This is a genomic window from Micromonospora sp. Utrum1, from assembly GCF_057197805.1.
Genome location: NZ_CM170071.1, coordinates 4,903,036 through 4,928,495, shown reverse-complemented (window position 1 = coordinate 4,928,495; position 25,460 = coordinate 4,903,036). Strand labels below are relative to the sequence as shown.

At 74.0% G+C, this 25,460-nt stretch carries 21 protein-coding genes; 10 read left to right on the top strand and 11 right to left on the bottom strand.

The window, feature by feature from the left end; genetic code table 11:
* Positions 1-40: 40 nt before the first annotated feature.
* The 4 genes from AC0OLQ_RS23190 to AC0OLQ_RS23175 form a co-directional block, all read right to left on the bottom strand.
* Positions 41-1,585 carry a chitinase gene (locus tag AC0OLQ_RS23190; protein WP_484528011.1) on the bottom strand — a complete coding sequence of 515 codons (1,545 nt, stop codon included), beginning with the start codon at positions 1,583-1,585 and terminating at the stop codon, positions 41-43.
* Positions 1,586-1,645: 60 nt separating this feature from the next.
* On the bottom strand, positions 1,646-4,750 hold the full coding sequence (locus AC0OLQ_RS23185) for a hypothetical protein (RefSeq protein WP_484528010.1): 3,105 nt from the start codon (positions 4,748-4,750) through the stop codon (positions 1,646-1,648).
* 114 nt (positions 4,751-4,864) lie between these two features.
* Positions 4,865-5,221, bottom strand: coding sequence for a VOC family protein (locus AC0OLQ_RS23180; RefSeq protein ID WP_357336062.1), 357 nt, complete (start codon positions 5,219-5,221; stop codon positions 4,865-4,867).
* A 164-nt stretch (positions 5,222-5,385) separates the two neighbouring features.
* Entirely contained in the window at positions 5,386-6,687 is a 1,302-nt protein-coding gene (locus tag AC0OLQ_RS23175; protein WP_484528009.1) for an MFS transporter, read from the bottom strand.
* Between the two features lie 130 nt (positions 6,688-6,817).
* Here AC0OLQ_RS23175 and AC0OLQ_RS23170 point away from each other — a divergent pair, with 130 nt between their 5' ends.
* The 6 genes from AC0OLQ_RS23170 to AC0OLQ_RS23145 all read left to right on the top strand — a co-directional run bounded on the left by AC0OLQ_RS23170 (position 6,818) and on the right by AC0OLQ_RS23145 (position 12,422).
* The gene (locus AC0OLQ_RS23170) at positions 6,818-9,619 is read left to right on the top strand and encodes a LuxR C-terminal-related transcriptional regulator (RefSeq protein WP_484528008.1); all 2,802 of its coding nucleotides are present in this window, start codon (positions 6,818-6,820) and stop codon (positions 9,617-9,619) included.
* A 124-nt stretch (positions 9,620-9,743) separates the two neighbouring features.
* Positions 9,744-10,205 carry an SRPBCC family protein gene (locus AC0OLQ_RS23165; protein ID WP_484528007.1) on the top strand — a complete coding sequence of 154 codons (462 nt, stop codon included), beginning with the start codon at positions 9,744-9,746 and terminating at the stop codon, positions 10,203-10,205.
* Entirely contained in the window at positions 10,202-10,552 is a 351-nt protein-coding gene (locus AC0OLQ_RS23160; protein ID WP_357336054.1) for an ArsR/SmtB family transcription factor, read from the top strand. Before AC0OLQ_RS23165 ends, AC0OLQ_RS23160 begins: the two co-directional genes overlap by 4 nt.
* A 23-nt stretch (positions 10,553-10,575) precedes the next feature.
* Positions 10,576-11,019, top strand: a complete 444-nt coding sequence (locus AC0OLQ_RS23155) for an SRPBCC family protein (RefSeq protein WP_484528006.1) — start codon at positions 10,576-10,578, stop codon at positions 11,017-11,019.
* A gap of 90 nt (positions 11,020-11,109) precedes the next feature.
* Entirely contained in the window at positions 11,110-11,700 is a 591-nt protein-coding gene (locus AC0OLQ_RS23150; RefSeq protein WP_484528005.1) for an NADPH-dependent FMN reductase, read from the top strand.
* Positions 11,701-11,903: 203 nt separating this feature from the next.
* Positions 11,904-12,422 (top strand): dihydrofolate reductase family protein, encoded by a 519-nt coding sequence (locus AC0OLQ_RS23145; RefSeq protein ID WP_484528004.1) that lies wholly within the window; start codon positions 11,904-11,906, stop codon positions 12,420-12,422.
* A gap of 6 nt (positions 12,423-12,428) precedes the next feature.
* On the opposite strand, the gene AC0OLQ_RS23140 is transcribed toward AC0OLQ_RS23145, so the two are convergent.
* On the bottom strand, positions 12,429-12,890 hold the full coding sequence (locus AC0OLQ_RS23140; protein ID WP_484528003.1) for a VOC family protein: 462 nt from the start codon (positions 12,888-12,890) through the stop codon (positions 12,429-12,431).
* 136 nt (positions 12,891-13,026) lie between these two features.
* Here AC0OLQ_RS23140 and AC0OLQ_RS23135 point away from each other — a divergent pair, with 136 nt between their 5' ends.
* Positions 13,027-14,019, top strand: coding sequence for a helix-turn-helix transcriptional regulator (locus AC0OLQ_RS23135; protein ID WP_484528002.1), 993 nt, complete (start codon positions 13,027-13,029; stop codon positions 14,017-14,019).
* 8 nt (positions 14,020-14,027) lie between these two features.
* On the opposite strand, the gene AC0OLQ_RS23130 is transcribed toward AC0OLQ_RS23135, so the two are convergent.
* Both AC0OLQ_RS23130 and AC0OLQ_RS23125 read right to left on the bottom strand, forming a co-directional pair.
* Complete coding sequence (locus AC0OLQ_RS23130) at positions 14,028-16,193, bottom strand: amylo-alpha-1,6-glucosidase (protein ID WP_484528001.1); 2,166 nt, start codon at positions 16,191-16,193, stop codon at positions 14,028-14,030.
* Positions 16,194-16,315: 122 nt separating this feature from the next.
* The gene (locus AC0OLQ_RS23125) at positions 16,316-18,559 is read right to left on the bottom strand and encodes a hypothetical protein (RefSeq protein WP_484528000.1); all 2,244 of its coding nucleotides are present in this window, start codon (positions 18,557-18,559) and stop codon (positions 16,316-16,318) included.
* A gap of 268 nt (positions 18,560-18,827) precedes the next feature.
* On the opposite strand from AC0OLQ_RS23125, the gene AC0OLQ_RS23120 reads away from it, so the two are divergent.
* Positions 18,828-19,457, top strand: coding sequence for a VOC family protein (locus AC0OLQ_RS23120; protein WP_484527999.1), 630 nt, complete (start codon positions 18,828-18,830; stop codon positions 19,455-19,457).
* 14 nt (positions 19,458-19,471) lie between these two features.
* On the opposite strand, the gene AC0OLQ_RS23115 is transcribed toward AC0OLQ_RS23120, so the two are convergent.
* The 3 genes from AC0OLQ_RS23115 to AC0OLQ_RS23105 all read right to left on the bottom strand — a co-directional run bounded on the left by AC0OLQ_RS23115 (position 19,472) and on the right by AC0OLQ_RS23105 (position 23,467).
* Positions 19,472-21,046 (bottom strand): FMN-binding glutamate synthase family protein, encoded by a 1,575-nt coding sequence (locus AC0OLQ_RS23115; RefSeq protein WP_484527998.1) that lies wholly within the window; start codon positions 21,044-21,046, stop codon positions 19,472-19,474.
* Positions 21,047-21,115: 69 nt separating this feature from the next.
* On the bottom strand, positions 21,116-21,565 hold the full coding sequence (locus tag AC0OLQ_RS23110; RefSeq protein WP_484527997.1) for a VOC family protein: 450 nt from the start codon (positions 21,563-21,565) through the stop codon (positions 21,116-21,118).
* A 117-nt stretch (positions 21,566-21,682) separates the two neighbouring features.
* Positions 21,683-23,467 (bottom strand): discoidin domain-containing protein, encoded by a 1,785-nt coding sequence (locus tag AC0OLQ_RS23105; protein ID WP_484527996.1) that lies wholly within the window; start codon positions 23,465-23,467, stop codon positions 21,683-21,685.
* A 301-nt stretch (positions 23,468-23,768) separates the two neighbouring features.
* Here AC0OLQ_RS23105 and AC0OLQ_RS23100 point away from each other — a divergent pair, with 301 nt between their 5' ends.
* Positions 23,769-24,041: a hypothetical protein gene (locus AC0OLQ_RS23100; protein WP_484527995.1), complete on the top strand. Its 273-nt coding sequence runs from the start codon at positions 23,769-23,771 to the stop codon at positions 24,039-24,041.
* A gap of 124 nt (positions 24,042-24,165) precedes the next feature.
* Positions 24,166-24,327: a hypothetical protein gene (locus AC0OLQ_RS23095; RefSeq protein WP_484527994.1), complete on the top strand. Its 162-nt coding sequence runs from the start codon at positions 24,166-24,168 to the stop codon at positions 24,325-24,327.
* On the opposite strand, the gene AC0OLQ_RS23090 is transcribed toward AC0OLQ_RS23095, so the two are convergent.
* On the bottom strand, positions 24,328-25,338 hold the full coding sequence (locus AC0OLQ_RS23090; RefSeq protein ID WP_484527993.1) for a LacI family DNA-binding transcriptional regulator: 1,011 nt from the start codon (positions 25,336-25,338) through the stop codon (positions 24,328-24,330). It lies immediately after the preceding gene.
* Between the last annotated feature and the right edge of the window lie 122 nt (positions 25,339-25,460).

Below are 25,460 nucleotides of genomic sequence, written 5' to 3'. Positions count from 1 at the left end.
GGGGCCCGGCCGGTGCGGCCCCGAGGGCGTCGGCGCGAGGTCAGAGCAGCGCCTTGAGGAACGGGCCGTGGTTGAGCCGGAACTCCCAGCCGTAGTACCGGTCCCAATTGATCGACCACGTCATCAGGCCGCGGAAGCCGGGGTTGGTGCCCCTGCGCGGCGTGTACGCGCCGCAGTTCTGGCCCCGGACGAGACAGGTGACCGCCTGTTGTACGCCCGCCGGGGCGACGTAGCCGTTGCCCGCGCTGGTCGACGACGGCGTGCCGAAGGCGACCTGGTCCTCACGTAGCGCCGGGAAGACCGCGCTGGTGTTTCCGGCGACCGGGAACCCGGCGAGCAGCATGTCGGTCATCGCGATGTGGAAGTCCGCGCCGCCCATGGTGTGGTACTGGTCGTCCAGCCCGACGATCGGGCCGGAGTTGTAGTCCTGTACGTGCAGCACGGTGAGGATGTCGCGCAGGGCGTGGATCACGGGCAGGTAGGACCCGGCGCGGGGATCCTGGCCGCCCCACGGGCCGGGCCCGTAGAACTGGTAGCCGAGCTGCACGAAGAACGTCTCCGGGGCCATCGTGAGGACGAATCCGGCGCCGTAGCGCTGCTTGAGGGCTCGGATCGCCGCGATCAGGTTGACGACCACCGGGGTGGTGGGGTTGCGGAAGTCGGTGTCGCCCGGGTTCAGGTAGAGGGAGTGGCCCTCGAAGTCGATGTCCAGGCCGTCGAGGCCGTACCGGTCGATGATCGCGGACACCGACCGGACGAAGGTATCCCGGGCTGCGGTCGTGGTCAGCTGCACCTGCCCGTTCTGGCCGCCGATGGAGAGCAGCACCTTCTTGCCCTGCTGCTGCTTGGCCCGGATGGCGGCGGTGAACTCCGCCTCGCTCTCGACGGTGGGGCACTCGGTGACCGGGCAGAGCTGGAAGCGGATGTCGCCGGAGGTGACCGAGGTGGGCTCACCGAAGGCGAGGTTGATGACGTCCCAGTCGGCGGGCACGTCGGCCATCCGCAGATAGCCGGAGCCGTTGGCGAAGCTGGCGTGCAGGTAGCCGATCAGGGCGTGCTTCGGCAGCCCGCTCGCCGGCGGCGGGGTCGTCGGTGGTGGCGTGGTCGGCGGGGCGGTCGTCGGCGGCGGGCTGGTCGTGGGCGGTGGGGTGGTCGTCGGTGGCGTGGTCGGGGTGCCGCCGCCGCACGGGGCGCCGTTGAGGGTGCAGTCGGTCGGCGAGCCGGATCCGGTGGCGAGGAAGCCGAACGACACCGAGGCGCCGGGGGCGATCGTGCCGTTCCAGGAGCGGTTCGTGAACGTGTGCCGCTGGCCCACGCTGCTGACCGTGGCGTCCCAGTACGAGCCGAGGGTGGTGCCCGCCGGCAGGGTGAAGGCCACCTGCCAGCCGGTGATGGTGCTGCCGCCGCCGTTGGTGATGGTGTATCTGCCCTCCCAACCGCTGCCCCAGTCGGAGGTCTTGGTGAAGGTGGCGGTGGGGCCGGCGGCCAGCGCCGGGCTGGCGAGGGCCACGGTCGCCGTGGCGGTGGCGGCCGTGGCGAGGGCCGCGAGGGCGGCCAGGAACGGGGTACGGGCGCTGCGGTGCATCCGATCCTCCGGAGGGGTGGGCGGCCGAACGTATCGACGGATGCACAACTATTAGGTTTGTTAACTGTAGTTGTCCAGGGCTTCCGTTCCTCGGCGGCCGCGGCCGATCGACAGCAGCAGGCCGGCGGCGGCCAGGGCGGATCCGGCGACCGCGGCGTACACCGGCAGGTCGGCAGGAATTCCCAGGTAGACGGTGATGCCGAGGATCCGGGACAGCCCCCAGGGCAGCAGGGCCAACTGGTCGTTCCACACCGTTAGCGCGCGCTCCAGGCCGATCACCCCGACCAGGCCGGCCAGCAGTCCGAGCGGGACACCCGCGGCGGTCAGGGTCAGCCCGACGGCGCTGCGCCGCCGCAGGCCGTACCGGTCGCGGAGGACGACGGCGGTGGCCACGAAGAGCCAGCAGAACGCGGCGAACGCGGCGGTGAGGTAGGCGGCGCGCAGGGTCGGCGCGGTCCAGAAGGCGAACCAGTACCGCCCCGGCCCGCGCCCGGCCAGCGCCGCCAGGAGCAGCACGCTGCGCAGCAGCGCGACGCCGCCGACCACGGCCCACAGGTGGAACCGGTCCCGCCGGCCGACGACGAGGCGTACGACGAGGGCGAACAGCGCCCACCCGCCGAGGGTGACCAGCAGGTGCGCGGGGGCGGCGAACCAGGTGAACACGAGCCGGCTCGCCAGCAGGACCACGGCCGGGACCAGCCACACCACGATCCGGTCCACCCGGGACCCGGGCGCCGGCAGCGCGGCGACCCGCCACGGCCGGACCGCGCCGAGCAGCAGACCCCGCGCGGCGGCGCCCCCGAACCCCCGCCCGCGCAGGCCGAGCAGCACCACCACCAGGATCAGCGCGAGCAGCGCCCGGGCCGCCCAGGCCATGGCCGGGTCCCGGCCGGCGCGCTGCGCCCCGAGGTCGGCGGCGGTGAAGTTGTACGCGGGCAGGTCGAGGTCGCCGCCGTAGCGCTGCCGGTGCGCGTCCCGCGCAGCCCGGTACGCCGCCTCGGCCGCCCGCCAGTCGTCGTAGGTGGCCCCGGCGCCGGTGTCCAGCCACTGCGCGTGCCGCAGCACCATGGTCCGGTAGGCGGCCAGCGTCTCGAACAGGTTCACCTGGTAGTCGAGCGTGTCGGTGAAGCGCTCGCGCAGCCCGGCGTCGCGCCAGGTCGCCGGGTCGGTGGCGGCGACCAGGTCGCGCATGCGCCGGGCCAGCGTGACGGCCTGCCGGCCCTCGTCGATCGCCGCGTCGACGCGACCGCCGGTCACCGCGTAGATGCTGTCGAGCGCCGCTGAGTCACCGGTGGGGATGTCCCACTCGAAGATCCACATCATGGGCGGCGGCTCCAGTCCGAGCGCCCGCACCGAGTTGTCGGCGTACGGCCCGATGTAGAGGCCCTTGGCGACCGCCGGCCGGGACAGCGCCATGGCCTGCCCGATCGCCGCGACGGTGGCCGGGTCGGCGGAGAACGTGCGGTACGCCCAGTCCGCCGTGACCTGCGCCGGGTCGGCGTCCGGGTCCCACGCCAGCCGCGCGACGGCGTAGGTGTTGAGGTCGTACAGCTGCCAGAACCCGGCCCGCAGGTAGAGCGACATCGGCCCGGCGCGCAGCGGGCCGCCGTCCTGGGTCCAGTTCCAGACGCCCTCGATCTTCGGATTGGCGGCGAGGAACGCGCGCAGCGCCTGCCGGTGCAGCGGGCCGAGGTCGTTGGGCAGCGAGCCGAACGCCTCGAACTCGCGCCGGGCCTGGAACTCCACGATGCGCCGGTGCTCACCGGCCAGCAGGGTGGTGTTCAGCGGCAGGTGGCTGTAGAAGTCGCCGAGGGTGTACTTGGTGGACACGATCAGGTGCGGGTCGTCGAACCCGCCCAGCACCCGCGCGTACGACTCGGGGTTGGTGTGCAGGTCGCCGACGGCGCCGACGCCGACGGTCCAGGTGCGGAAGATGACCTCCTTGCCGGCCTGCCCCGCGGTGTCCAGCAGCGCCCGCAGCATCGCGCGTACGGACGCCTCCGTGGTGACCGCGAGCTTCGACGAGTAGTCCCAGCCGTCCCCGGCGTACACCTCGCCGCCCTCACCGATGCGGACCATCAGGCCGTCCACGAAGGGCATGCTCTCGAACAGCTCGGCCAGCCCGGCCCGGTAGACCGCCCACAGCCGGGGGTCGGCCACGTCGAGCCCGCCGACGGTCCTGGTCAGGTACGCCTCCAGCGGCGGCGACACCGCGAGCATGTCGGTGAGCAGGAAGACCTTCACGCCCATCTCCTCGGCGTAGCCGAAGACCGGGCCGAAGGCCGCGACCATGGCCTTCGCGCGGTCGACGTGCGGGTCGCCGGCCGGGTAGACCGCGTGCCCGTCGCCGACCTTCGCGAAGGTGACGTACTCCAGGAAGCCGGGGACCACGACGGCGTTGTAGCCCTGCGCCACCGAGTGGTCGACGAACTGCCGGAACTGCGCGCCGATGCGGGCCACCGCGTCGGCGTCCACCCACGGCGCGCGCGGCAGCAGCGCCGGCCCGACCACGTCGGTGTTCAGGTTGTAGTCGTCGCCGGCGGCGAACGCGGCGGGGTCGGGTTCGCGGCCGACGGAGCCGGCGTCGGTCAGCCGCAGGCCGAGCCGCGGGGTGACCAGCCGGCCGGCCTCGGCGGCGGGCAGCGCTTCGGTGCTGGAGCGGATCCGGTCGGCGAGCCGGTACAGCCCGGCCGCGATGCCCGCGACGTCGCCCCCCTCGACGGCCATCTCGGTCCCCCGGACGCTGAGCCGGTACGACTCCGGCGACCCGGCCAGGGTGGCGAGCACGCCCGCCCGCAGCGTGGTCACCGTCGAGAGGTCCGGTGCGGGCGAGCCCGCCGGGGCCCTGGTCCCGGCGGCCGGGTCCCGCGGGGCCGGGGTGACGGCCGGGCGGGGCAGGCCGCGCGCGGCGAGCGCGTCGGCGACGGCGGCCCCGGCCTTGCGGGCGCGCGGCTCCTCCGGCACGACCACCCTGGCCAGCGGCGGCGCCGGTACGGCGACCCGCCGCGGCGCGGCGGCGACGTCCTCGCGTGGCACGGCGGCGGGGGTGTGACTCAGCCCCAGCGAATCGTCGACGACCCAGGCCAGACCCGCGCCGAGCAACAGCAGGACGATCGCGGCGGCGAGCAGCGGGTACGGCCTCCGGGCCGGGATGACGCGAGTCACGCTCGCATCGTAGGGGCGCTGCCGCCGCTGTCCGTCGAGCCGGCGGGAGAACTTTCCGGCGGTGCCCGCGGGGTTCTCGCGGGCACCGCCGGACCGAGGGACAGCGGCTCCCGGTCATCGGTCCTGGAGCAGGCCCAGGACGTTGCCGTCCGGGTCGGTGAAGGTGGCCACCAGGCGGCCGCCGCCGACGTCGTGCGCGGCCTCCTTCACGGTGGCGCCCGCGGCGGTCACCTCGGCCAGCTTCGCCTCGATGTCCGACACGTGCCAGTAGGCCACCGGCGCGGTCATACCCTGCGGGCCACCGGCCGGCACCAGCCCGATCTGCTGGCCCGCGGCCTCGAAGCCGACGTAGAAGGGCGAGTCGGTCTGCGGCGCCATGCCGAGCAGGGCGGCGTACACCGCCTTGGCCGCGGCCAGGTCGGAGACGGGGTGCAGCACGGTCTTGATGCCCTGGGTGGAAGAGTCGGTCATGGTCACTCCTGTGGTCGTGGGTCGCATCGACCCGGTGGGTACTGCTCCGTCGGCTGTGCTCACAGCATGCCGTCCGGCACCGTCGGCGGGCATCCGTGGCGACCACGGAACCGCCCACGGACCACGGCACGGATCACGGACGGCAGGCGTCGTGAGGCCGGACGTCAGGCGTCCGCGCCCGCGACCGGAGCCGCCGTGAGCGCCGGGTCCGGGTTCGTCCGCGCCGGGTGCCCGCCGCGCCCGGTGAGCCGGAGGGCGGCCGCGACGGCGGCGCCCAGCGCGATCGTGAGCAGGGCGGAGATCAGCAGGGTCTGCCGGCCACCGACCGCGGCCACGACCGGACCGCCCAGCAGGGTGCCCAGCGCGGTGGCGGGAGTGGTCAGCGCGGTGCGGGCGGCGAGCACCCGGCTCAGCGCCTGCGGTGGGGTGCTGTGCTGGAACAACGCGGTGGAGATGGCGGTGAACGGGCCGTAGATCAGACCGCCGAGGGCGAGGCCGGCCAACCCGGGCGCGACGGCATCGGTGAGCCCGAGGGGGAGCAGGGCGGCGCCCCAGCCCACGATGATGCTCACCACCACGGGCCACGGCGGGCGATGCCGCAGCACCGCGGCCCCGAGCGCGCCGACGGTGGCCCCGATGCCGAACACCGTCCAGTACAGCCCCAGCAGACCGGGTGAGCCGTGCAGCCCCTGGGCGACGTGGACCGGAAGGGCCACCTCGACCGGGCCGTAGAGGAAGAAGAACGCGCAGGTGACCACGATCAGCCCGAGCAGGCGCGGCCGGTCCAGAATGGTGCGCCAGCCGCCGGTCTCCGGCGCGGCCGGCGCCGCCTCGACGGCCGCCGCCGACCGGGTGGAGACCGTCCAGCCGGCCGCCGCCAGGACCGCGAAGCTCGCCGCGTCCACCCCGATCACCCAGCCCGGGCCGACCAGCGCGGTCAGCCCGCCGGCCAGGGCGGGGCCGACCACGAACGCCGCCTGCGCGAACGTGGACAGCAGCGCGTTGCCGGTGAGCCGATCCTCCTCCGGCAGCAACTCCGCGACGAGCGTGTAGGCCCCGGCGCTTCCCCAGGCGTGCAGCAGCGACGAGGCCGCGAGCAACGCCACGTACACCATCGGGTGCAGCAGGCCCGCCACCGCCAGGACCGCGACCGCGCCCAGCGCCACCGCTCGCACCGAGGCGTCCGCCGCCACCAGCTGCGACGCGCGCAGCCGCCGCATCAGCCGGGCGAGCATCGCCGCGCCGATGGGGGCCGGCAGCGCGTACGCCGCCACCGCCAGCCCGGTCCAGACGCCGGCCTGGCCCGACGGGGCGATCTGGACCGCGAGCCAGGCCACCGCGACCATGCTCATGCCGTCGCCGAGGGCGGAGACCAGCATGCCGGGGAGGAGCCGGCGCAGCACCGGCTGTCTCAGCAGCCGGCCGACCGATCCGACCCATGACCGCGCACCAGACCCCAGGTTCATCTCTTCCGCTCCGTTTCCCGTGACCGATCTCCTGTGTCTGAGCGTCGCCGGGCGGTGCCCGGGCCGGCATCGGTGCCGACCACGGAATCCACCTCGGATCCGGAGCACGGTGGTGGGCGAGAATGTGGCCATGACGGCGACGGTGGAGATCTCGGCCCGGGAAGCCGACGTGCTGACGCTGGTGGGGGAGCATCTCAGCAACGCCGAGATCGGGGCGCGGCTGTTCATCTCCGTGCGTACCGTGGAGAGCCACGTCTCCTCGCTGCTGCGCAAGCTGGCGATGCCGGATCGGCGGGCGCTGGCCCGGCGCGCGTCCGAGCTGGCTCGCGCCGACCGGTCCCAGCCGGCGCCGGTCCTGCCGACGCCACTGACCTCGTTCGTCGGCCGGGCCCGGGAGCGGGCCGAGCTGACCGAGATGATCAAAACGCACCGGCAGGTGACCGCCGTCGGCCCCGGCGGGGTGGGCAAGACCCGGCTGGCGTTGACGGTGGCCGCGGACGCAGCCGGCGAGTACGCCGACGGGGTCTGGTTCGTCGACCTGGTCCCGGTCAGCGACCCGGGCACCTCGGTGGTCGCGGCCGCGGTCGCCGCCGCACTCGGCCTCGGCGAGCAGCCCGGCTCCGGCCTGGACGAGTCGGTGGTCGCAGCGCTGGCCGACCGGCACGCCCTGCTGGTGCTGGACAACTGCGAGCAGGTGCGGGACGCGGTGGCGCCGTTCGTCGAGCGACTGCTCGCGGCGTGCCCGCGGGTGACGGTGCTGGCGACCAGCCGGGCCCGGCTGATGGTGCCGTTCGAGCGGGTGTATCCGGTCCCGCCGCTGTCGTTGGCCGGCGACGGCGAATCGGACGCCGTCGCGCTGTTCCTGGATCGGGCGGCGGCGGTGGGGCGGCTGCCGGACCCCGCGCTGCACGGCCACATCGCCTCGGTCTGCACGCGACTGGACGGGGTGGCGCTGGCGATCGAGCTGGCCGCCGCCCGGTGGCCCACGCTCGGGCTGGACGGCCTCACCGCCGGCCTGTCCGACCAGCTCCGGATGCTCGCCGGCGGTTCCCGCGCCGATGACCGGCACCGCTCGGTCCGGGCGGCGCTGGACTGGAGCCACGCGCTGCTGGAGCCGGCCGACCGGGCGCTGCTGCGCCGGGTGTCGGTGTTCGTGGCGCCGTTCACCGTCGAGGCGGCGGCGGAGGTTGCCGGGTCCGAGGCCGGCGTCGTCGCCGACGGGCTGGCCCGGCTCGCCGAGCAGAGCCTGCTCGTGGTGACGGCGTCCCTCGCCGGCACTGAGTACCGGGCGCTGGAGACCATCCGCCAGTACGGGACGGAGCAGCTCGCCGAGGCCGGCGAGCTGGTCGACGCCCGGTCCCGGCACCTGCGCTGGTGCCTGGCCGAGGCCGCCGCCCTGGCGGTGGTACGAGCGGACTGGCGGGCCCGCTTCGACCGGGTGGCGGGCGACCTCCGCGCCGCTCTGGGGTGGGCGGCCGACCGACCGGAGCAGCGCGCGGACGCATACCGCCTCGCCCGGCACCTGGCGGAGCTGTCCTTCACCCGGAACCTGATCGGCGAGTCCCAGCTGCGCTACGAGCAGGCCGCGGCGCTGGCGGAAGACTCGGCCGCCACCGCGTCGATGCTTCGGCAGGCCGCGGCCGTGGCCGGCTGCCGGATGCGGGGCGACGACATGTACCGCTTCCACCGCGCGGCCGCGGCCGCCGCCCGCCGGGCGGGGGACACCGCCGGCGCCGCCGTCGACCTGGCGACCGCCGCCACCAACGCGTACCGGTTCTGGAGCAAGTTCGCGCGCCTCCCGTCGGAGGAGGAGGCGGTCGCGCTCGTCGACGAGGCGCGCGAGCTGGCCGGCGACGATCCGGCCGCCCGGGCCGCGCTGGCGCTGGCCGAGGCGGGCGTGCTCACCGACGCGTTCGGTGCCGCCCAGGGGCCGGCCGACAACGCCGTTCCGGAGACGATCGCCCGTGCCGAACGGGCGGTGGAGCTCGCTCACCGCACGGGCGACCCGCTGGCCGAGTCCGCCGCGCTCGACGCGCTCACCGGCGCCCGCAGTTGGGCGGGCGACGCGTTCGCCGCCGCGGCCACGGCGCGCCGCCGGATCGCGCTGCTCGCGTCCACGCCGGACACTGCGGCCGGCACGCACGAACTGCTCGACGCGCTCGGGATGGCGACCGAGGCCGGCCTCGGCGCGGGCGACCTGCCGGGCGCCCGCCGGTGGGCCCGGCAACTCGCGGATCATCCGTTGCTGGCCGAGGTCGGCCATCGGGCCACGAGCTGGCTGCTGATGGCCGACGCGCTGGCGGGCAACGTCGACGAGGTGCTCACCGGCGGCGTCCGGTTCCTCGAAGCGTGGCAGCGGGCCGGCAGCCCCGCCAGGTCGGTCCTCGGTCCGGCGGTGGCCGGGGTGGCGATGATCCACGGCCTCCGCGACGACCTCGACGCCCAGCGCGAATGGAACGGGGTGCTGAAACAGCTCGGCACCCCGCCGGAGCACGTCTACGGCTACGGCGCGGTCTTCGACGCGATGCTCATGCTCCATCACGGACAGGCCGGCGACGCGTTGGCGCGGCTGGCGCCCGAGCCCGGCGACGTGTGGAAGTGGGTCACCTGGATCTGGCTCCACTGGTATGTGGCGCTGCGTGCCGAGGCCACCGTGCTCGCCGGAAATCCCAACGCCGGCCCGCGCCTGGCCGAGGCCCGGCGCATCGTTTCCGGCAACCCGGTCGCCGCCGCCATCGTGGAGCGGGCCGGGGCGCTGCTCGACGACGACCGGGAGCGGCTGCTCGCCACCGTCGGCGCCTTCGAGGCCAGCGGCTGTCGCTACCAGGCGGCACGGACCCTGGTGCTCGCCGGCGGCGACCACGCCGCTCGCGGCGCGGCCGCGCTCGCCGACCTCGGCCTCACCCCGATGGCCCCGCGGGCCAGCCGCTAGGCCCGATCCGGGACGTGCCCGCCCCGGGTGCCGGGGGTACGGCCCAGCGAAGCGCAACTGATGGTTGCGCGAGACCGGCTCCCCGGGTACCGTCTCCTGCAACCAAAGGTTGCAGGAGGATGTCATGGAGTTCGGGACCATCGAGCGGGAGATCTACGTCGAGGCGTCGCCCGAGATCGTCTTCGAGGTGGTGAGCAGCCCCGACCACCTGAAGGAGTGGTGGCCGGACGACGCGCGCTACGACCCGACGCCCGGGTCGACGGGCGAGATCGTCTTCGGCGACCGCGAGGCCGGCGGAACGGTGGTGCCGTTCACCGTGGTCGACGCGCGACCGCCGCGCATGTTCTCGTTCCGCTGGACGCAGCCGGCCGGCGAGGTCGCGGTGGCGGGCAACTCGCTGCTGGTCACCTTCGACCTGACCCCGTCGGGCCCCGGGACGCTGCTCAGGATGACCGAGACCGGCTTCCGCGAGATGGGCTGGGAGGTCGCCGTCCTGGAGCAGCAGTACCGGGACCACGTCAGCGGCTGGGACTTCTACCTGCCGCGGCTGGTGCCGTACGCCGCGACGCTGCAGGTGCGGGCATGAGCACTCCGGTGGCCGACCAGGTCGACGACGACCTCTGGTCCGCGATCGGGGACCCGACCCGCCGCCGGATGCTCGACCTGCTGCTCGTCGAGGGCGACGGCACCGCGACCAGCCTGAGCCAGCACATGCCGGTCACCCGGCAGGCGGTGGCCAAGCACCTCGGCGTCCTGGACCGGGCCGGCCTGGTCCGGGCGTTGCCGGCCGGCCGCGAGAAGCGCTACCGGGTGGACGACGTCCAGCTCGCCCGCGCGGTGGCCCAGCTCTCGTCGGTCGGGGCGGCGTGGGACGCCCGGCTCCGGCGGATCAAGCGGATCGCCGAGGCGATCCAGCGCACCCGACAGGACTGACAACGAGACAGAGGAGAGTCGAGATGGTGGACATTCTGCACCGGGTCGGGGTCAAGACCCCGACGCCGGAGAAGGTGTACGACGCGCTGACGACCGTCGAGGGCCTCGCCGGCTGGTGGACCGACGACACGAAGGGGAGCGGCGAGGTCGGTGGCGTGCTCGAGTTCCGGTTCCTGCCCGGTGGCTTCGACATGGAGGTCGTCGAGCTGCGGCCGTCCGAGCGGGTGTCGTGGCGGGTGGTGGACGGCCCGGAGGAGTGGATCGGGACCACGATCGACTGGGATCTGCGCCAGGCCGGCGACTACACGATCGTGCTGTTCAAGCACCAGGGCTGGCGGGAGCCGGTCGAGTTCATGCACCACTGCAGCACCAAGTGGGGCTCGTACCTGATGAGTTTGAAGTCGCTGGTGGAGACGGGTGAGGGGGCGCCGTCGCCGCGGGACGTGCAGATCAGCGACTGGCACTGATCGAGGGGATGGTGCCGTTCGAAACCGTGCTAACCGGGTACACGCCGGCCGCGCCCGCTGTCGCCGGGCCAACGGACGGAAGGGACGGCAATGACCAGGATCGGCATCATCATCGGGAGCACGCGTCCGGGGCGTAACGGGGAGACGGTGGCCCGCTGGGTCCACGAGATCGCCGCCAAGCGCGACGACGCCGAGTACGAACTCGTCGACATCAAGGACTTCGACCTGCCGCACCTCGACGAGATGACACCCCCGTCGCTCGGGCAGTACACCCAGCCGCACACCCTGCGGTGGGCCGAGAAGATCGCCTCCTTCGACGGCTACGTCTTCGTCACCCCGGAGTACAACCACTCCACCTCCGGGGCGCTGAAGAATGCGATCGACTTCCTCTACTCGGAGTGGAACAACAAGGCAGCCGGGTTCGTCAGCTACGGCAGCGTCGGCGGCACCCGGGCGGTGGAGCACCTCCGCCTGGTTGTCGCCGAGCTGCAGATGGCGGACGTGCGGGCGCAGGTCGCGCTCTCGCTCTTCACCGACTTCGAGAACTTCAGCGTCTTCAAGCCCGGCGATCACCAGGTCGGCGCGGTGAGCACGATGCTCGACCAGGTGGCCGCGTGGAGCGGCGCCCTGGCACACCTGCGGGCCGGCACGACGATGTCCACTCCGCAGTCCGCCGCCTAGCCGTCATATCGTCGTCGTACCGGCCGATGAGTTCCGGCCGGTGGCGCGGTCTGCCCAGGGACGGATGGCGAAGTGAGAGGAAAGAGTCCCATGGGCATGCTCGTCGTGACCGAGTTCGTGACGCTGGACGGTGTGGCACAGGCGCCGGGGCAGCCCGACGAGGACCGCGCCGGCGGCTTCACCCACGCGGGTGGCAGGCGCCGTTGCTGGACCACGAGTCCGGCGACGCCATGTTCGAGCAGGCCAGGAGCATGGACGCGCTGCTGCTCGGCCGCCGGACCTACGAGATCTTCGCCGGCTACTGGCCGACGGCGCCCGCGGACATCCCCTTCACCGGCCTGCTCAACCGGGTGCCCCGGTACGTGGCGAGCCGCACCCTGCACGAGCCGCTGGGATGGGAGGGCTCGACGCTCCTCGGCGGCGACCTCGCCGAGGGCGTGGCCGGGCTCAAGGACCGCCACGACGCGATCCACGTGATCGGCAGCCTCGACCTGGTGCAGTCGCTGTTGCGGCTCGGCGTCGTGGACCGGCTGAACCTGTGGCTCTACCCGCTGACGCTCGGCAGCGGCAAGCGGCTGTTCGCGCAGGGCACCGTGCCCGCGGCCTTCCGGCTCACCGAGTCGGTCACCCACCGCAGCGGCACGCTGCAGTTGACGTACGAGACGGCCGGTCCCCCGACCTACGGCAACCTCGCCGACCCGGCCGCCGGCCGGGCCGGCTGAGCCGCGTCAGTCCAGACAGAACTCGTTGCCTTCGGGGTCGGTCAGCACGATGTGGCCGGCGCTCAGCGGGGACTCGGGCTCGTGGCGGCGTACCCGCGTCGCGCCCAGCGCGACGAGCCGGTCGCACTCGGCCTCCAGCGCCGCCATGCGCTCGTCTCCCCGCAGTCCGGGAGCCGCCCGGACGTCGAGGTGGACCCGGTTCTTGGCGACCTTGTCCTCTGGCACCTGCTGGAAGAACAGCCGTGGGCCGTGCCCGTCCGGGTCCTCGATGGCCGACCTCGTGTTGCGCTGCTCGTCGGGCACGCCGATCCGCGCGAGGAAGTCGTCCCACGCGGCCAGCGGGTCGGCGCCCTCGGGCAGGTCGACTCCGGGCGGGCCGGGGTGGACGTAGCCCAGCACGTCGCGCCAGAAGGACGACAGCGCCCGCGGGTCGTGGGCGTCGAAGGTGACCTGGAGGTGGCGGCTCATCGAATTGCTCCGTTCGTCGCGGTGTTCGTCTGCGGGTAGCGGTCGCGCAGCAGGCGGAGTTCGTCCGCGTCCATGAGCCCACTCTGGCACCCCTGGCGGACAGGATCGGTCCGCTATCTCTGGCAGGCTGGGCGGCATGGGTGCGGCCGGCGGCGACGAGCGGGGTACGACGGAGCGGGTGCTCACCCTGCTCGGGCTGCTCCAGCAGCGCCCGGTCTGGACCGGCCCCGAGCTCGCCGACCGGCTCGAGGTGACGGCGCGCACGATCCGGCGCGACGTCGAGCGGCTCCGCGCGCTCGGCTATCCGGTGCACGCCGGCCAGGGCGTCGGCGGCGGTTACCAGCTCGGTCCGGGGCAGCGGCTGCCCCCGCTGCTGCTCGACGACGACGAGGCGATCGCCACCGCGGTGTCGCTGCTCGCCGGCGCGGGTGGCGCGGTCGCCGGGGCCGGCGATGCCGCACTCCGGGCGCTGACCAAGCTCGACCGGGTGCTGCCCACCCGGCTGCGGCACGACGTGCGCGCGCTCTCCGGTTCGGTGGAGTCCTTCGGCGGGGGCCGCCCATCGGTCGACCCCGAGGTGCTCATGACCCTGGCCCGGGCCTGCCGCGACGAGGTCGAGGCCGGCTTCGACTACCCGTCCGGGAAGGAGGTACGACGGCGGCAGGTCGAGCCCTACCGCCTGGTCGCCTCCGACCGGCGCTGGTACCTCCTCGCCTACGACCTCGACCGCGACGACTGGCGCAGCTTCCGCGTCGACCGGATGACCGAGGTGTCCGCACGGACCTGGCGCTTCCGCCCGCGCCCGGCCCCCGACGCGGCCCCGTACGTGCAGGAGGGGGTGTCGAGCCGGGTCTACCCGCACCAGGCGCGCTTCCTCGTGCACGCGTCCGCCGACACGGTGCGCGCGCAGATTCCGGCGTCGGCGGCCGTGGTACGACCGCGGGACGGCGGGTGCTGCGAGGTGCTCAGCGGCGCCGGCAGCCTCGACTTCGTGCTCATGCAGGTGCTCCTGCTGGGGCACGACTTCGAGGTGGTCGACCCGCCGGAGCTGCGGACGCGCTGTCGCGCGCTGGCAGAGCGACTGCTGGCGGCCGGCGCGACGCTCCCGGCGCCCGACCCGGAGGGGTGAGCCAGGGGTCATGAGTCATCGGTCGGGGTGACGGTGGCGTGTGACCCGAAGGCCTCCACGTCCCACCGTCGGCCACCGGCCAGGACGCGGCGCAGCTGGATCCGTCCGACCTCATCGGGGAGGTGCGGCTCGGCCACCAGCCGCTCGCCCTGCGGGTGCAGGCCCAGCATCGTGCGCAGGAGCAGCAGCGGCGCCCCGCTGGCCCAGGCCTGCGGGTTGCAGGCGGTCGGGTAGGGGACCGGCCGCGGGCCGAAGGACCGGTCGTAGCCGGAGAACGCCTCGGGCAGGCGGTAGTCGGAGTGGGCCGCCGCCTGCAGCATCGCCTTGGCGATCCGGTTCGCCTCCTGCCGATGGCCGTAGCGGGCCAGCCCCGCGGCGATGATCGAGTTGTCGTGCGGCCAGACGGTGCCGGTGTGGTAGCCGATGGGGTTGTAGCCGGTTTCGGCCGTGGAGAGCGTGCGTACGCCCCAGCCGGAGAACATCTCCTCCGACATGAGGTGGGCGGCGACGCGTCCGGCCCGGTCCTCCGGCACGATCCCGCTCCACAGCAGGTGGCCCATGTTCGAGGTCATCGAGTCGATCCGGCGCTTGTCGCCGTCGAGGCCCACGGCGTAGTAGCCGCCCCGGTCGGGGATCCAGTAGTCCCGGTTGAACTGCTCGCGCAGCCGGGCGGCCTCGGCGCGCAGCCGGCGGGCCAGGTCCGGGTCCCGCCACGGGCCCTCGGCGAGCTCGGCCATCCGCAGCTTCGCGTCGTAGGTGTAGCCCTGCGTCTCGCAGGTGGCGATCGGTAGCACCGGCAGGGTGCCGTCGGCGTGCTGCACCCCGTCGGGGGAGTCTCGCCAGCACTGGTTGCCGAGTCCCTGCGGCGAGCGGGTGGCGTACTCGACGTAGCCGTCGCCGTCGAGGTCGCCGTGGTGGTCGATCCACCCGAGGGCGGCGTCGGCGTTCGGACGCAGCCGGCACACCAGGTCGTCGTCGCGGCTCCACCGCCAGTACTCGGACAGCAGGATCAGCCACAGCGCGGTGGTGTCGGCGCCGCCGTAGTAGGGCCGGTACGGCTTGAGCCCGAGCTGGGTCAGTTCCCCGGTCCGGTACTCGTGGAGGATCTTGCCGGGCTCCTGGTCGGTGAAGTCGTCGAAGCCCGTCGCCTGATGCGCGGCCAGCACGATGAGCGCGCCCCGAGCGACGTCCGGGCCGCACACCATCGTCTGGTAGGCCGTGAGCAGGGTGTCGCGGCCGAACACGGTGAGGAACCAGGGCAGGCCGGCGGCGGTGAGCACCACGGGTTCACCGCGGATGGTCTTCTCGATCCGCATCGAGACCAGATCGAGCGCCGACTTGCGGTAGACGTTGCCGATCATCTCCATGTCGGCGTGCAGGTGCGGCTTCCCGGCCGCCCAGCGGGTCGAGGGATCCTCCGGTCCGTGGTCGAAGGTCTCGCCGAATCCGCGCCGGACCGGCTGGTAGTCCTCCTCGCCGCACCGCAGGTGCACCTGCAGTTCGCACCGCCAGCGCTGGCCGCGCCGCAGGCGCACCTCCCACACCAGGCTGTCCTCCTCGACGAGATCGGCCGGCGGGTCCGCCTCGACCCGCACCGATGCCCTGTAGTGACCGTTGCGATAGCTGAACGCCAGGGCCGACCCGTCCCGCGCGTGCGTCCGGACGATGTCCGGGCCCCGGTCCCGGCCGGACTCCTTGATCTCGAAGAGGTCCGCGAAGTCGGTGCCCACCGCCAGCCGCAGCCGCAGGGACACCGGCTCGATCCCGAAGTACCGCAGCTCTATCCGCTCGTACAGGCCGTTGCCGACCACCCGCTGCCGCCGGATCCCGACGCGGTTGGCCGGCAGGTCGGGCAGGCCCGCGTTGGCGAGGAAGAACGCCGCCGAGTACGCGTCCACGGTGCCGGAGGAGAGCACCAGCGGCGTGGTGTCGCTGAGGGTGAGCTCCCACTGGTCGAGGAAGCGCGTGTCGTCGTGCACCAGGCCGCCGATGGAGCCCCTCGGCACGTTGCCCGCCGGGTCGGAGAACATGAAGGTGCGACCCTCGAGCACGCCGATCGCGTCGGGCCCCAGTTCGGGCGGAAGGTCACGGCACACGCCGCTGGGCACGGGCGTGGACGGCTCGCGGCCCGGCAGTGGATCGGCCGGCGTCGCACGCCGTGGTATCGAGGTCACCCCCGCCCTCCTCCCCGATGGGCGGGACGGCGGACGTCCCGCGCCCTCCTCCCAAGCCTAGGAGCGTGGCCGGGCCGATGCGTGGGCTTTGCCCAGCCGCCGTTCGGGTGTCCAGCCGCCGTTCAGGGTGCCCGGCGGACGGGCGGGGCGGGGCCGGCGCCCCGCAGCCGGTCGGCCAGTTCGCGGACGGCGTCGCCGAAGCGCGGGTCCGACTCGCCCGGCAGGTGCCCGGCGATCGGGGCCGGGACGGTGTCGCTGGGCGGCGCGACCACGTTCCCGGGGTCCCGCAGCCGCCGGTCCACCGACCCCGCCGGCCCGCCGGCCGTCGGCGGCTCTCCCGGCCGGTGCGGCGAGAAGATCCACCCGCCGATGGAGTCGGTGTCCCGCCACAGGTTGATCCAGCGCCAGCCGACCCGCTGACCGACCTCGTGCAGCACGTCGCCGTGGATGTAGGCGGGGAACCAGCGGGCGTACAGCCGGTTCAGCGGGGACCCGTACGTCAGCAGCGCCACCCGCGCGCAGACCGGCGGCGGCAGTTGCAGCACGGTCGCGGCGAGCAGGACCGAGCCGTGGCTGTGCCCGGCGAGCAGCACCGACTGCCCCTGCCCGGTCAGGTAGCTGATCCGGCGGCTGAGTTCGGGCACCGCCCGCTCGGCGTAACAGGGTGGCGCGAACGGGTGCGCCGCCCGCGGCCAGAAGGTGCCCAGGTCCCAGAGCACGCCGACGTAGCGGCGGAACTCGGCGGTCCGGTAGGCGAACAGGCCGCCCAGGATCAGCGCCAGGATCACCCCGGCGATCACGTAGCTGCCCAGGACGATGCCGAAGTGCACCAGGTCGGCCGGGATCGGCGTCCAGCCCTCGATCACGATCCCGGGGTTCCACTGCAGCAGTCCCAGGGTGCTGGTGGCCATTCCGAGCCCGGCGAGCCCGGCGTAGATGAGGGCCAGCGGGGTCAGCCACTCGGTGAAGCGGGCCCGCGCGATCACCTTCCCGACCTGACGCAGCCGGTCGGCGGCCTCGGGGGGCGCGTCGGGGTGGTCGCGGGCCAGGATGTCCGCCGCCGCGCGCCGGCGGGCGGGCCGGGACGCCAGCGCCACGACCGCGCCGGCCACCGAGGCGACCGTCACCGCCAGGAAGAAGCCGAAGATCGCCCACTTGTACGCCAGCGGCGGGCTGCTGCCCGGCCGCACCCCGGTGGGCGCGCCGCGGTCCAGCAGGTCCGCCACCCGGTAGACCAGTTCGGCGGAGAGCGCCACCGCCATTCCGACGGCGACGGCGTCGATCACCGGGGCGCCGAGGGCACGCAGGGGCGGCCCGCCCGGCAGCCGGGGACGCGCCCACAGCACCGCGGCCCCGAGGACGACCAGGAGGACGGTCTGCGTCGCGAAGAGGAGGGTGACGGCCTCCTCGTACCCCGGCAGGCCCGTCTCGGCGGCCCAGCGCCCCGGCTCGGCCGCCACGACGACCACCACCGCGACGGTCAGCAGGCAGGCCGAGTTCCGGAGGCGGCGCAGGTTCCGGTCGACGCGCGGGGCCGGCGTGGTGCGGTCGAGCAGCGGATGGGCGCAGACCAGCACCACGCAGGCGGTCAGCACCGCCGTGGTCAGCACGAGCAGCACGGCCGTCGCGGCGGACGCCCGGCCGCCGGCGGAGCGCGCGGCGAGCAGGACGGCGTCCAGCGTGGCGAAGGCCGCGGCGACGTGGATCGACCGCAGCCGGGAGACCAGCGGAGCGGCGTCCCACTGACCGACCGCCGTCAGTTCGTGCTCGCCGGACGCCGTGACCGGGCCGTCGAACGTCGGACGGGTCCAGCCCGGCCGGCTGCTCGACCGCCAGACCAGGCCCACCGCCGCGACCGGGACCAGGGCCAGCACCGCCAGCCGCAGGCCGGCCGGCCGTTCGCCGAGCCAGGACAGCCAGCTCCGGTCGTTCAGGCACCGCGGCGAGCCCATGCACTTCCACGCGACCAGGTCCAGCGTCACACCGGCGACCGCGATCACGTACACGGCGGTGAGGGTCAGCGCGAGCAGCCGGCAGAGCGCCTTGACGGTCGTGCCGGCCAGTCCGCGCGCCGGCGGGTGCATCCAGATCGCCATGTTGCAGAGCATGAACGGCAGCAGGAACACCAGGGAGAGCGTGCGGACCGCGGTGCCCGAGGGAAGATCCCGCCACCGGTACGCCTCCAGGAGCACCCCTCCCGCGCCCCTGGTGTCCGGATAGCCGGCCCGCGGCCGGTAGAAGCCGCCGCTGCGGTCACCGGCCACCTGCCGTACGTTCGGCCGGTCCAGCACCTGCTCGGCGTTGGCGCCGGAGAGGCCGTGCACCCGCAACTCGACGACCTCACCCGGCCGTTCGTCCGATCTCACCGGCGTGTCCGACATCGATCTCCCGCGGCAGTGACCGGTGAGGGGCGCCGATACGCCCCTACACGGGCATGCGGTCTACCCGTTCCGCGCCGGATCAAGGCAGTCTTCCGGCCTTCGCACCCGCGGGCCGCGGCGCGCCGCCGGCGATCCCACCCCCGATCGGGGATGCGGGGAAACGAGGCAGCGCCCCGGTGCCGGGGCAGTAACGTGGCGGACGAGAGACCCGCCGGGAGGCGCGTGGCGCCCGCCGAGCCCCAGGGAGGCCGCGATGAGCGCGACAGATGTCCGGCGCGACGACGCGAGCGCGGCGGGGAGCGGGAAGGTCGACCTGAAGCTCGAGGTGGTCGTCATCCCGGTGGCGGACGTCGACCGCGCGAAGGAGTTCTACGGACGCCTCGGCTGGCGGCTCGACAAGACGCCGCCCGGGATCGTCCAGTTCACCCCGCGGGGCTCCGGGTGCTCCGTCCAGTTCGGTCCCACCCTGACCGCCGCCGCCCCCGGGTCGGCCAAGGCGTACCTGATCGTCGCCGACATCGAGGCGGCCCGGAACGCGGTGATCGCCGCCGGCGTCGAGGTGAGCGAGATCTTCCACCCCGGCCCGGGCGGCCCGGTCAGCGGCATGGACCCGGAGCGCCGCAGCTATCTCTCGCGCGCCGAGTTCAGCGATCCCGACGGCAACACCTGGCTGCTCCAGGAGATCACCACCCGGCTACCCGGGCGCGTCGAGTCCGCCGCGCCCTCGTTCGCCTCCGGCAACGATCTGGCCGCCGCGCTCCGCCGCGCCGCCGCCGCCCACGGCGAGCACGAGAAGCGCATCGGCGAGACGGACGCGAACTGGCCCGACTGGTATGCGGCGTACCTGGTGAGCGAGCAGACCGGCGCGGAACTGCCCCGGTGAGCCACGGATAGCGCTCAGCCCACGGCGGTCGGGGAGGGCGGCGCGCTGCCGCCCTGCGGCGCCTCGGCGGTCATCAGCCGGATGATCTCGGACCGGTCGGCGGCGGACGGCAGCCCCCATCCGGGGCGGTACCCGTACACCTGGTCCAGCGGGGTGGAGGCGGTACGTCCGTCGAGGACCTCGACCGCGCCGGTGTCGATCAGGCCGGGATGCTCGACGCCGCACGCCTCGGCGACCTTGACCAGGTCGCGCCGCAGCGTCCGGATGTAGTTGGCGGCCCGCACCGACTTGCGGGCCGGGTCGAGGCCCCTGGCCAGCCACGGGTTCTGGGTCGCGACGCCGGTGGGGCAGGTGTCGGTGTGGCACTTCTGCGCCTGGACGCAGCCGATCGCCAGCATCGCCTCCCGGCCGACGTTCACCATGTCGGCGCCGAGCGCGAACGCCACCACGGCGTTGTCCGGCAGCCCGAGCTTGCCGGCGCCGACGAAGACCACCTGCTCGTGCAGGTTCCGTTCGGCGAAGACCCGGTAGACCCGGGAGAAGCCCTGCTGGAACGGCAGCGACACCGAGTCGGTGAAGATCAGCGGGGCGGCCCCCGTGCCGCCCTCGCCGCCGTCGACGGTCACGAAGTCCACGCCGCGGCCGGTGTCGCACATCAGCGTGGTGAGCTCCTCCCAGAAGCCCAGGTCGCCGACGGCGGACTTGATGCCGACCGGCAGGCCCGTCTCGGCGGCGAGCAGCTCCACCCAGTCCAGCAGGCTGTCGCAGTCGGAGAACTCGGCGTGCCGCGACGGGCTGACGCAGTCGCGTCCCGGAGGGATGCCGCGGGTGGCGGCGATCTCGGCGGAGACCTTCGCGGCCGGCAGCAGGCCACCGAGGCTCGGCTTCGCGCCCTGGCTGAGCTTGATCTCCAGCGCCTTCACCGGTGCGCCCGCCACCAGGTCCTTGAGCCGGTCGAGGCTGAACCGGCCGCGCTCGTCCCGGCAGCCGAAGTACGCGGTGCCGATCTGGAACACCAGGTCACCGCCGTTGCGGTGGTACGGCGACAGCCCGCCCTCGCCGGTGTTCTGCAGGCAGCCGGCCAGGGCCGCGCCCCGGTTGAGCGCCTCGACGGCGTGGCCGGAGAGCGAGCCGAAGCTCATGCCGGAGATGTTCACCACCGACTGCGGGCGGAACGCGCGCGCCCGCCGCCGGGCGGCGCCGAGCACCTTCGCGCAGGGAAGGGTGACGTCGTGCCCGGCGCCGGGGGAGGACGGCGGCACCGCCCGCCCGAAGGTGCGGTGCTTGATGATCGGGTAGCCGGGGGTGTACTCGATGTCGTTGTCGGTGCCGAACCCGAAGTAGTTGTTCTCCTGCTTCGCCGAGGCGTACACCCAGCGCCGCTGGTCGCGGGTGAACGGCCGCTCCTCGTTGTTGCCGGCCACGATGTACTGGCGCAGCTCGGGCCCGATCGACTCGAGCAGGTACCGGGCGCGGCCGAGGACGGGGAAGTTGCGCAGCAGCGCGTGGTCGCGCTGGATCAGGTCGCGCGCGGCGAGGGCCGCGACGGCGGCGACGGCGGCGGGTACGGCTCTACGGGCCCAGCTCATGCCGCCACTCTTTCCGGGATCGCCGCCGGCCAAACGACCCGGCACGGCCGGGGCCGCCCGGCCGGGGGCTCAGGCCGGCACGGGCCGGCCCATCTCCGCCAGGATCCCGGTGCCCTGGCCCAGCTCGATCAGGTATCCGTCGGGATCTCGCAGGTAGCAGCGGATCTCCACCCCGTGGTCCTTCGGTTCCGTCAGGAACTCACCGCCCCGGGAGCGCCACAGCTCGTAGACGGCCCACACGTCGGTGACCCGGATGTTGAGCGCCCCGCTGAGCGTGTCCGGGTCGGTCGGCGCCCGCGCCGTCACGGTCGGCTTGTCGTCGGTCGGGCCGCCCTCGTCGTTGAGCACGAGGTAGCTGTTGTGCAGGCGGAGCACGGCCGGCCGCCGGTCCCGCACCACGGTGGCACCCAGCACGGCGCGGTAGAACTCCCGCGAGCGGTCCACGTCCCGCACGATCAGCAGGTGGGTGACGACCAGCCCGTGCTCGGGCTGGAAGTAGTCCGGTGCCTCATCCGTCACGACGCCCCCTCCCTCGGCCCGCCGGTTACCCGGGTGCGCGCGGGCCACACCCGGCCGCCCGGGGGCCGGCCGGCCGCTGACCGGCCGGCCCCTGGAACGGCACTGGCTGCTCGGGTGTCACCAGCCCACGGCGACCAGCAGCCACTCCGGGTCGGCCGCCGAGACGAACGAGGACTGGTCGGCGACGTCGTCGTACGGGAAGCCGTAGGACCGGCCGCCGATGGCGCGGTCGTGCCAGAACTTCGCGTACCAGTTGGCCGGCGCCTGCTGGTAGAACAGGCTCGGGTCCGACCACTGGGCCGACGGCAGGTGCGCGACGTGGCGGTTGAGCGCGGCGCAGCCGGCCGGGTTGCCGGCGAGCGGCCCGGCGCAGCCGAAGATGTCCGAGGTGCTGGCCGGCAGCCCCACCGAGGACGCGTAGCCGCTGAGGTAGTTGGCGTACTGACCGCCGGGGCGGAACTGCGGCGTGTTGCCCGGCGACGGGATCCGGTAGGGCGCCTCGATGGTCGACAGGTGCTTGAACTCGGCCGGCATGGCGTCCCCGAACCGCTGGAAGGTCACCGACCGGTCCTCGGCGAACGTCGCCTCGGTCTCGCCGACGGCCACGTCCCGCCCGTCGTGGGCGCGCAACCGCATCGCCAGCTTCAGGCCGAACGCGTCGACCCGGGTGGTGTTGCCGTTGAACTGGTCCGCCCCGACGGTGAACTCGATGAAGTCGCTGTACTGGCTGGTCGGCGATCCCAGGTGGAAGTACATCCGGCCCGCGGTGTTCACCGGCATGTCGAAGTAGGGCTGCTCCGCGATCGAGTGGCTCTGCCCGTTGTAGCTCCAGTAGACCTGGCTGTCGGGGTAGCGGCCGTTGGTCCGGTTGAGGACCTTCACCATGAGCACGTTCCGGGCCGGCGGGATCGAGGCCGTGTCACCCCAGAAGCCGCCCGTGGGCGGCGGGGTGGTCGGGGGCGGGGTGGAGCCGGACGTGGTGCGGACGGCGAACTCCCACAGCGAGTAGCCGTACGCGGTGGCCCGTGCCGTGCCGTACACCCGCACGTAGCGCCCGGTGCCGGTGACGTCGACCGTCTGGGTGCCGCCGCTGCCGGTGGTGGTGGCGTAGACGGTGGTCCACGGACCGTCCGGGCCGGCGGAGACCTGGACCTGGAAGGCCCGGGCGTAGGCCGCCTCCCACTGGAGGACGACCTGGCAGAGGGTCTGTGTTGCGCCGAGGTCCACCCGGAGCCACTGGGGATCGGCGAAGGCGCTGGACCAGCGGGTGCCGGAGTTGCCGTCGACGGCGGCGGACGCCGTCGTGGTGGCGCTCTCGGCCGAGGAGGCGACCGCCGGACGGTTGAGCGCGGCATTGCCGGCGCAGCCGGCGGACGAGGTGGTGCCGTGGACCTGGAACTCCCAGAGGGAGTAGCCGTAGCCGGTGGCCCGGGCGGTGCCGTACATGCGCACGTAGCGGCCGGTGCCGGCGACGGCGAGGGTCTGGGTGCCGCCGGTCCCGGTGGTGGTGCTGTACACGGTGGTCCACGGGCCGGCCGGGTCGGTGGCGACCTGGATCTGGAAGGCCCGGGCGTAGGCGGCCTCCCAGGCCAGTTGCACCTGGTCGATCGTCGCGGTGGCGCCGAGGTCGACCTGGAGCCACTGGGGATCGGCGAAGGCGCTGGACCAGCGGGTGTTCGGGTCGCCGTCGGTGGCGGCGGACGCCGGCGTGTTGGCGTTCTCGGTGGACGACGCGGTCGTGGGCCGACCCTGGGAGATCAGGGCGGACGCGGCGCTCGCGGCGAACGGCGCGGCCGCGACGGCGCCGCCGGCGACCAGCGCCAGGACGGCGGCGACGGCGGTGAGGAGGCGGCGGCCGGTGGGGCCCGGCCGGCGCCGGTGGTGGGGTGGGGCGGCGTGCATGGCATCTCCTACGGGGTGTGGTCCGGCGGAGAGCGCTCTCTGTGCCGAGAGTCGTCCCCGTCCGCGCTTCTGTCAAGACACCGGTCCCGAGAGTCGGGAAGATCGATTCCGGACTTTCCGCATTTCATTGACTGATAGAAGCCACTCGATGGAATCTGTTCGCGAGCGCTCTCACCCTCTCGGCCATCAGCCCGTTCACGGGAGCCGCCATGCGCACCCCACCACCCCCGTCCCGCCGGCCGCGCCGGCTGGCCACCACGATCGCGGCGCTGCTCGTCCTGCTCGCCGGGGCGGCGAGGAGATGGGTCCGGCGCTGGCCGGGCTGCTCTTCGGCGACTACACGCCGAGCGGCAGGCTGCCGTGGCAGCTCCCGCGCAGCCTGGCGGACGTGTTGCGGCCCGGCGGCACCGACGTGCCGGCCGACGCCGTCGAGGCCTGGGACCTGCCGTACGACCTGGGGGCCGGCGCTGCCGAGCGGGCCCAGATCCGGGCCAGCATCGACGCCGGGCAGCCACCGGCCACGACGTACGGCAACCCGCTCTACCCGTACGGGGCCGGCCGGACGGGGTTCTGACCGTCGCGGGCCGGTGCCGGGGCCGCCGGTGCGATTCGAGCCGGCGGCCCCGCGTCGGGGTTCGCGACCGTTCGCGGGCCGATGGCATGAATGCACCGTGGCGTCGTCGCAGAACGTAGACCTGATGGGCAACGTCCGCGCGCTGGTCGAGGACGCTCTGCCGGCTCGCCTGCCGGGAGCCCGCGTCGCGGCGGAGCGCGACGAGATCATCGTCGCCGTGCCGGCGGCCGGGCCCGGGTGTCCCTGGTCCCGCTGCTGCGCAGCTGCCTGGACCAGCGCCGGGTGATCAACCGGCCGGGCGAGTGCTTTCGCGGGGCAGCACCGCGTGCGGCACGGTGATCCGGGCGGGTGCGGCGTCCGGGCGGTCCAGCCGGGCGGTGACCAGCGCGACCGCCTCCCGGGCGAGGAACGCGGGGTCGGCGGAGACGGAGGTCAGCGTCGGCCGGGAGTAGCGCCCTTCCTCGCTGTCACCGATCCCCATCACCGCGACGTCCGCGGGCACGCGCAGCCCGGCGTCGGCGGCGGCCCGCAGGGCCCCGATGGCGAGCCGGTCGGAGTAGCAGAGGATGGCGTCCGGGCGCTGCTCGTGGGCGAAGAGCCACCGGGCGGCCCGGTAGCCGTCCTCGTACCGTTGCTGGGCCGTGGTCCGCAGGTAGCCGGCCGGTAGGTCGAGTCCGGCCCGCCGCAATGCCCGCCGGTAGCCGGCGGTGCGGGGCGCCGGCGGTCCGTCGGCCTCAGCCGGCCGGGCGCCGACGGCGGCGATCCGCCGTCGGCCCGTGCCCAGCAGGTGGTCGGTGGCGTCCGCCGCGGCACCGGCGCCGTCGAGGGCGACCTGGTCGCAGCGCGGGTCCCGGCTCTCGCCGAGCAGGACGAGGGGAGTGCCGGTGCCGAGCCGGGCGTCGACGAGTCCCGGGGGCACGACGTCCGCGCCGAGCAGGACGACGTCGACACCCGGTGGGGCACCGGCTCGCGTCGGTGGCGCGGGACGCTCGGTGTCGCTTCCGAGGTGGTCGACGACGACCCGGAAGCCCTGGCCCGCCGCCGCGCGAACGACCTCCCGTGCCAGCCCGCACAGGCCGGGCGCCTCGACGTCGGCGACGATCAGCGCGAGCAGGCCGGTGCGGCCGGTGCGCAGGGTGCGGGCCGCGAGGTTGGGCCGGTAGCCGAGCTCCTGGACGGCCGCCCGCACGCGGCGGCGCAGGTCGTCGCTGACGTGCGGGTGGTCGTTGACGACGTTCGAGACGGTCTTCACCGACACCCGCGCGTGCCGTGCCACGTCCTTGAGCGTGGTGGCCACGATCCGTCCTCTCGCCTCCCGGGAAGCCGGCGACGGAACCACGCGGCTTCCTCCCGACACCGGCCAACGGCTTTCGCTGGTGTACACACCGGACGATCCCAGAGACAGATACACCGGTCAAG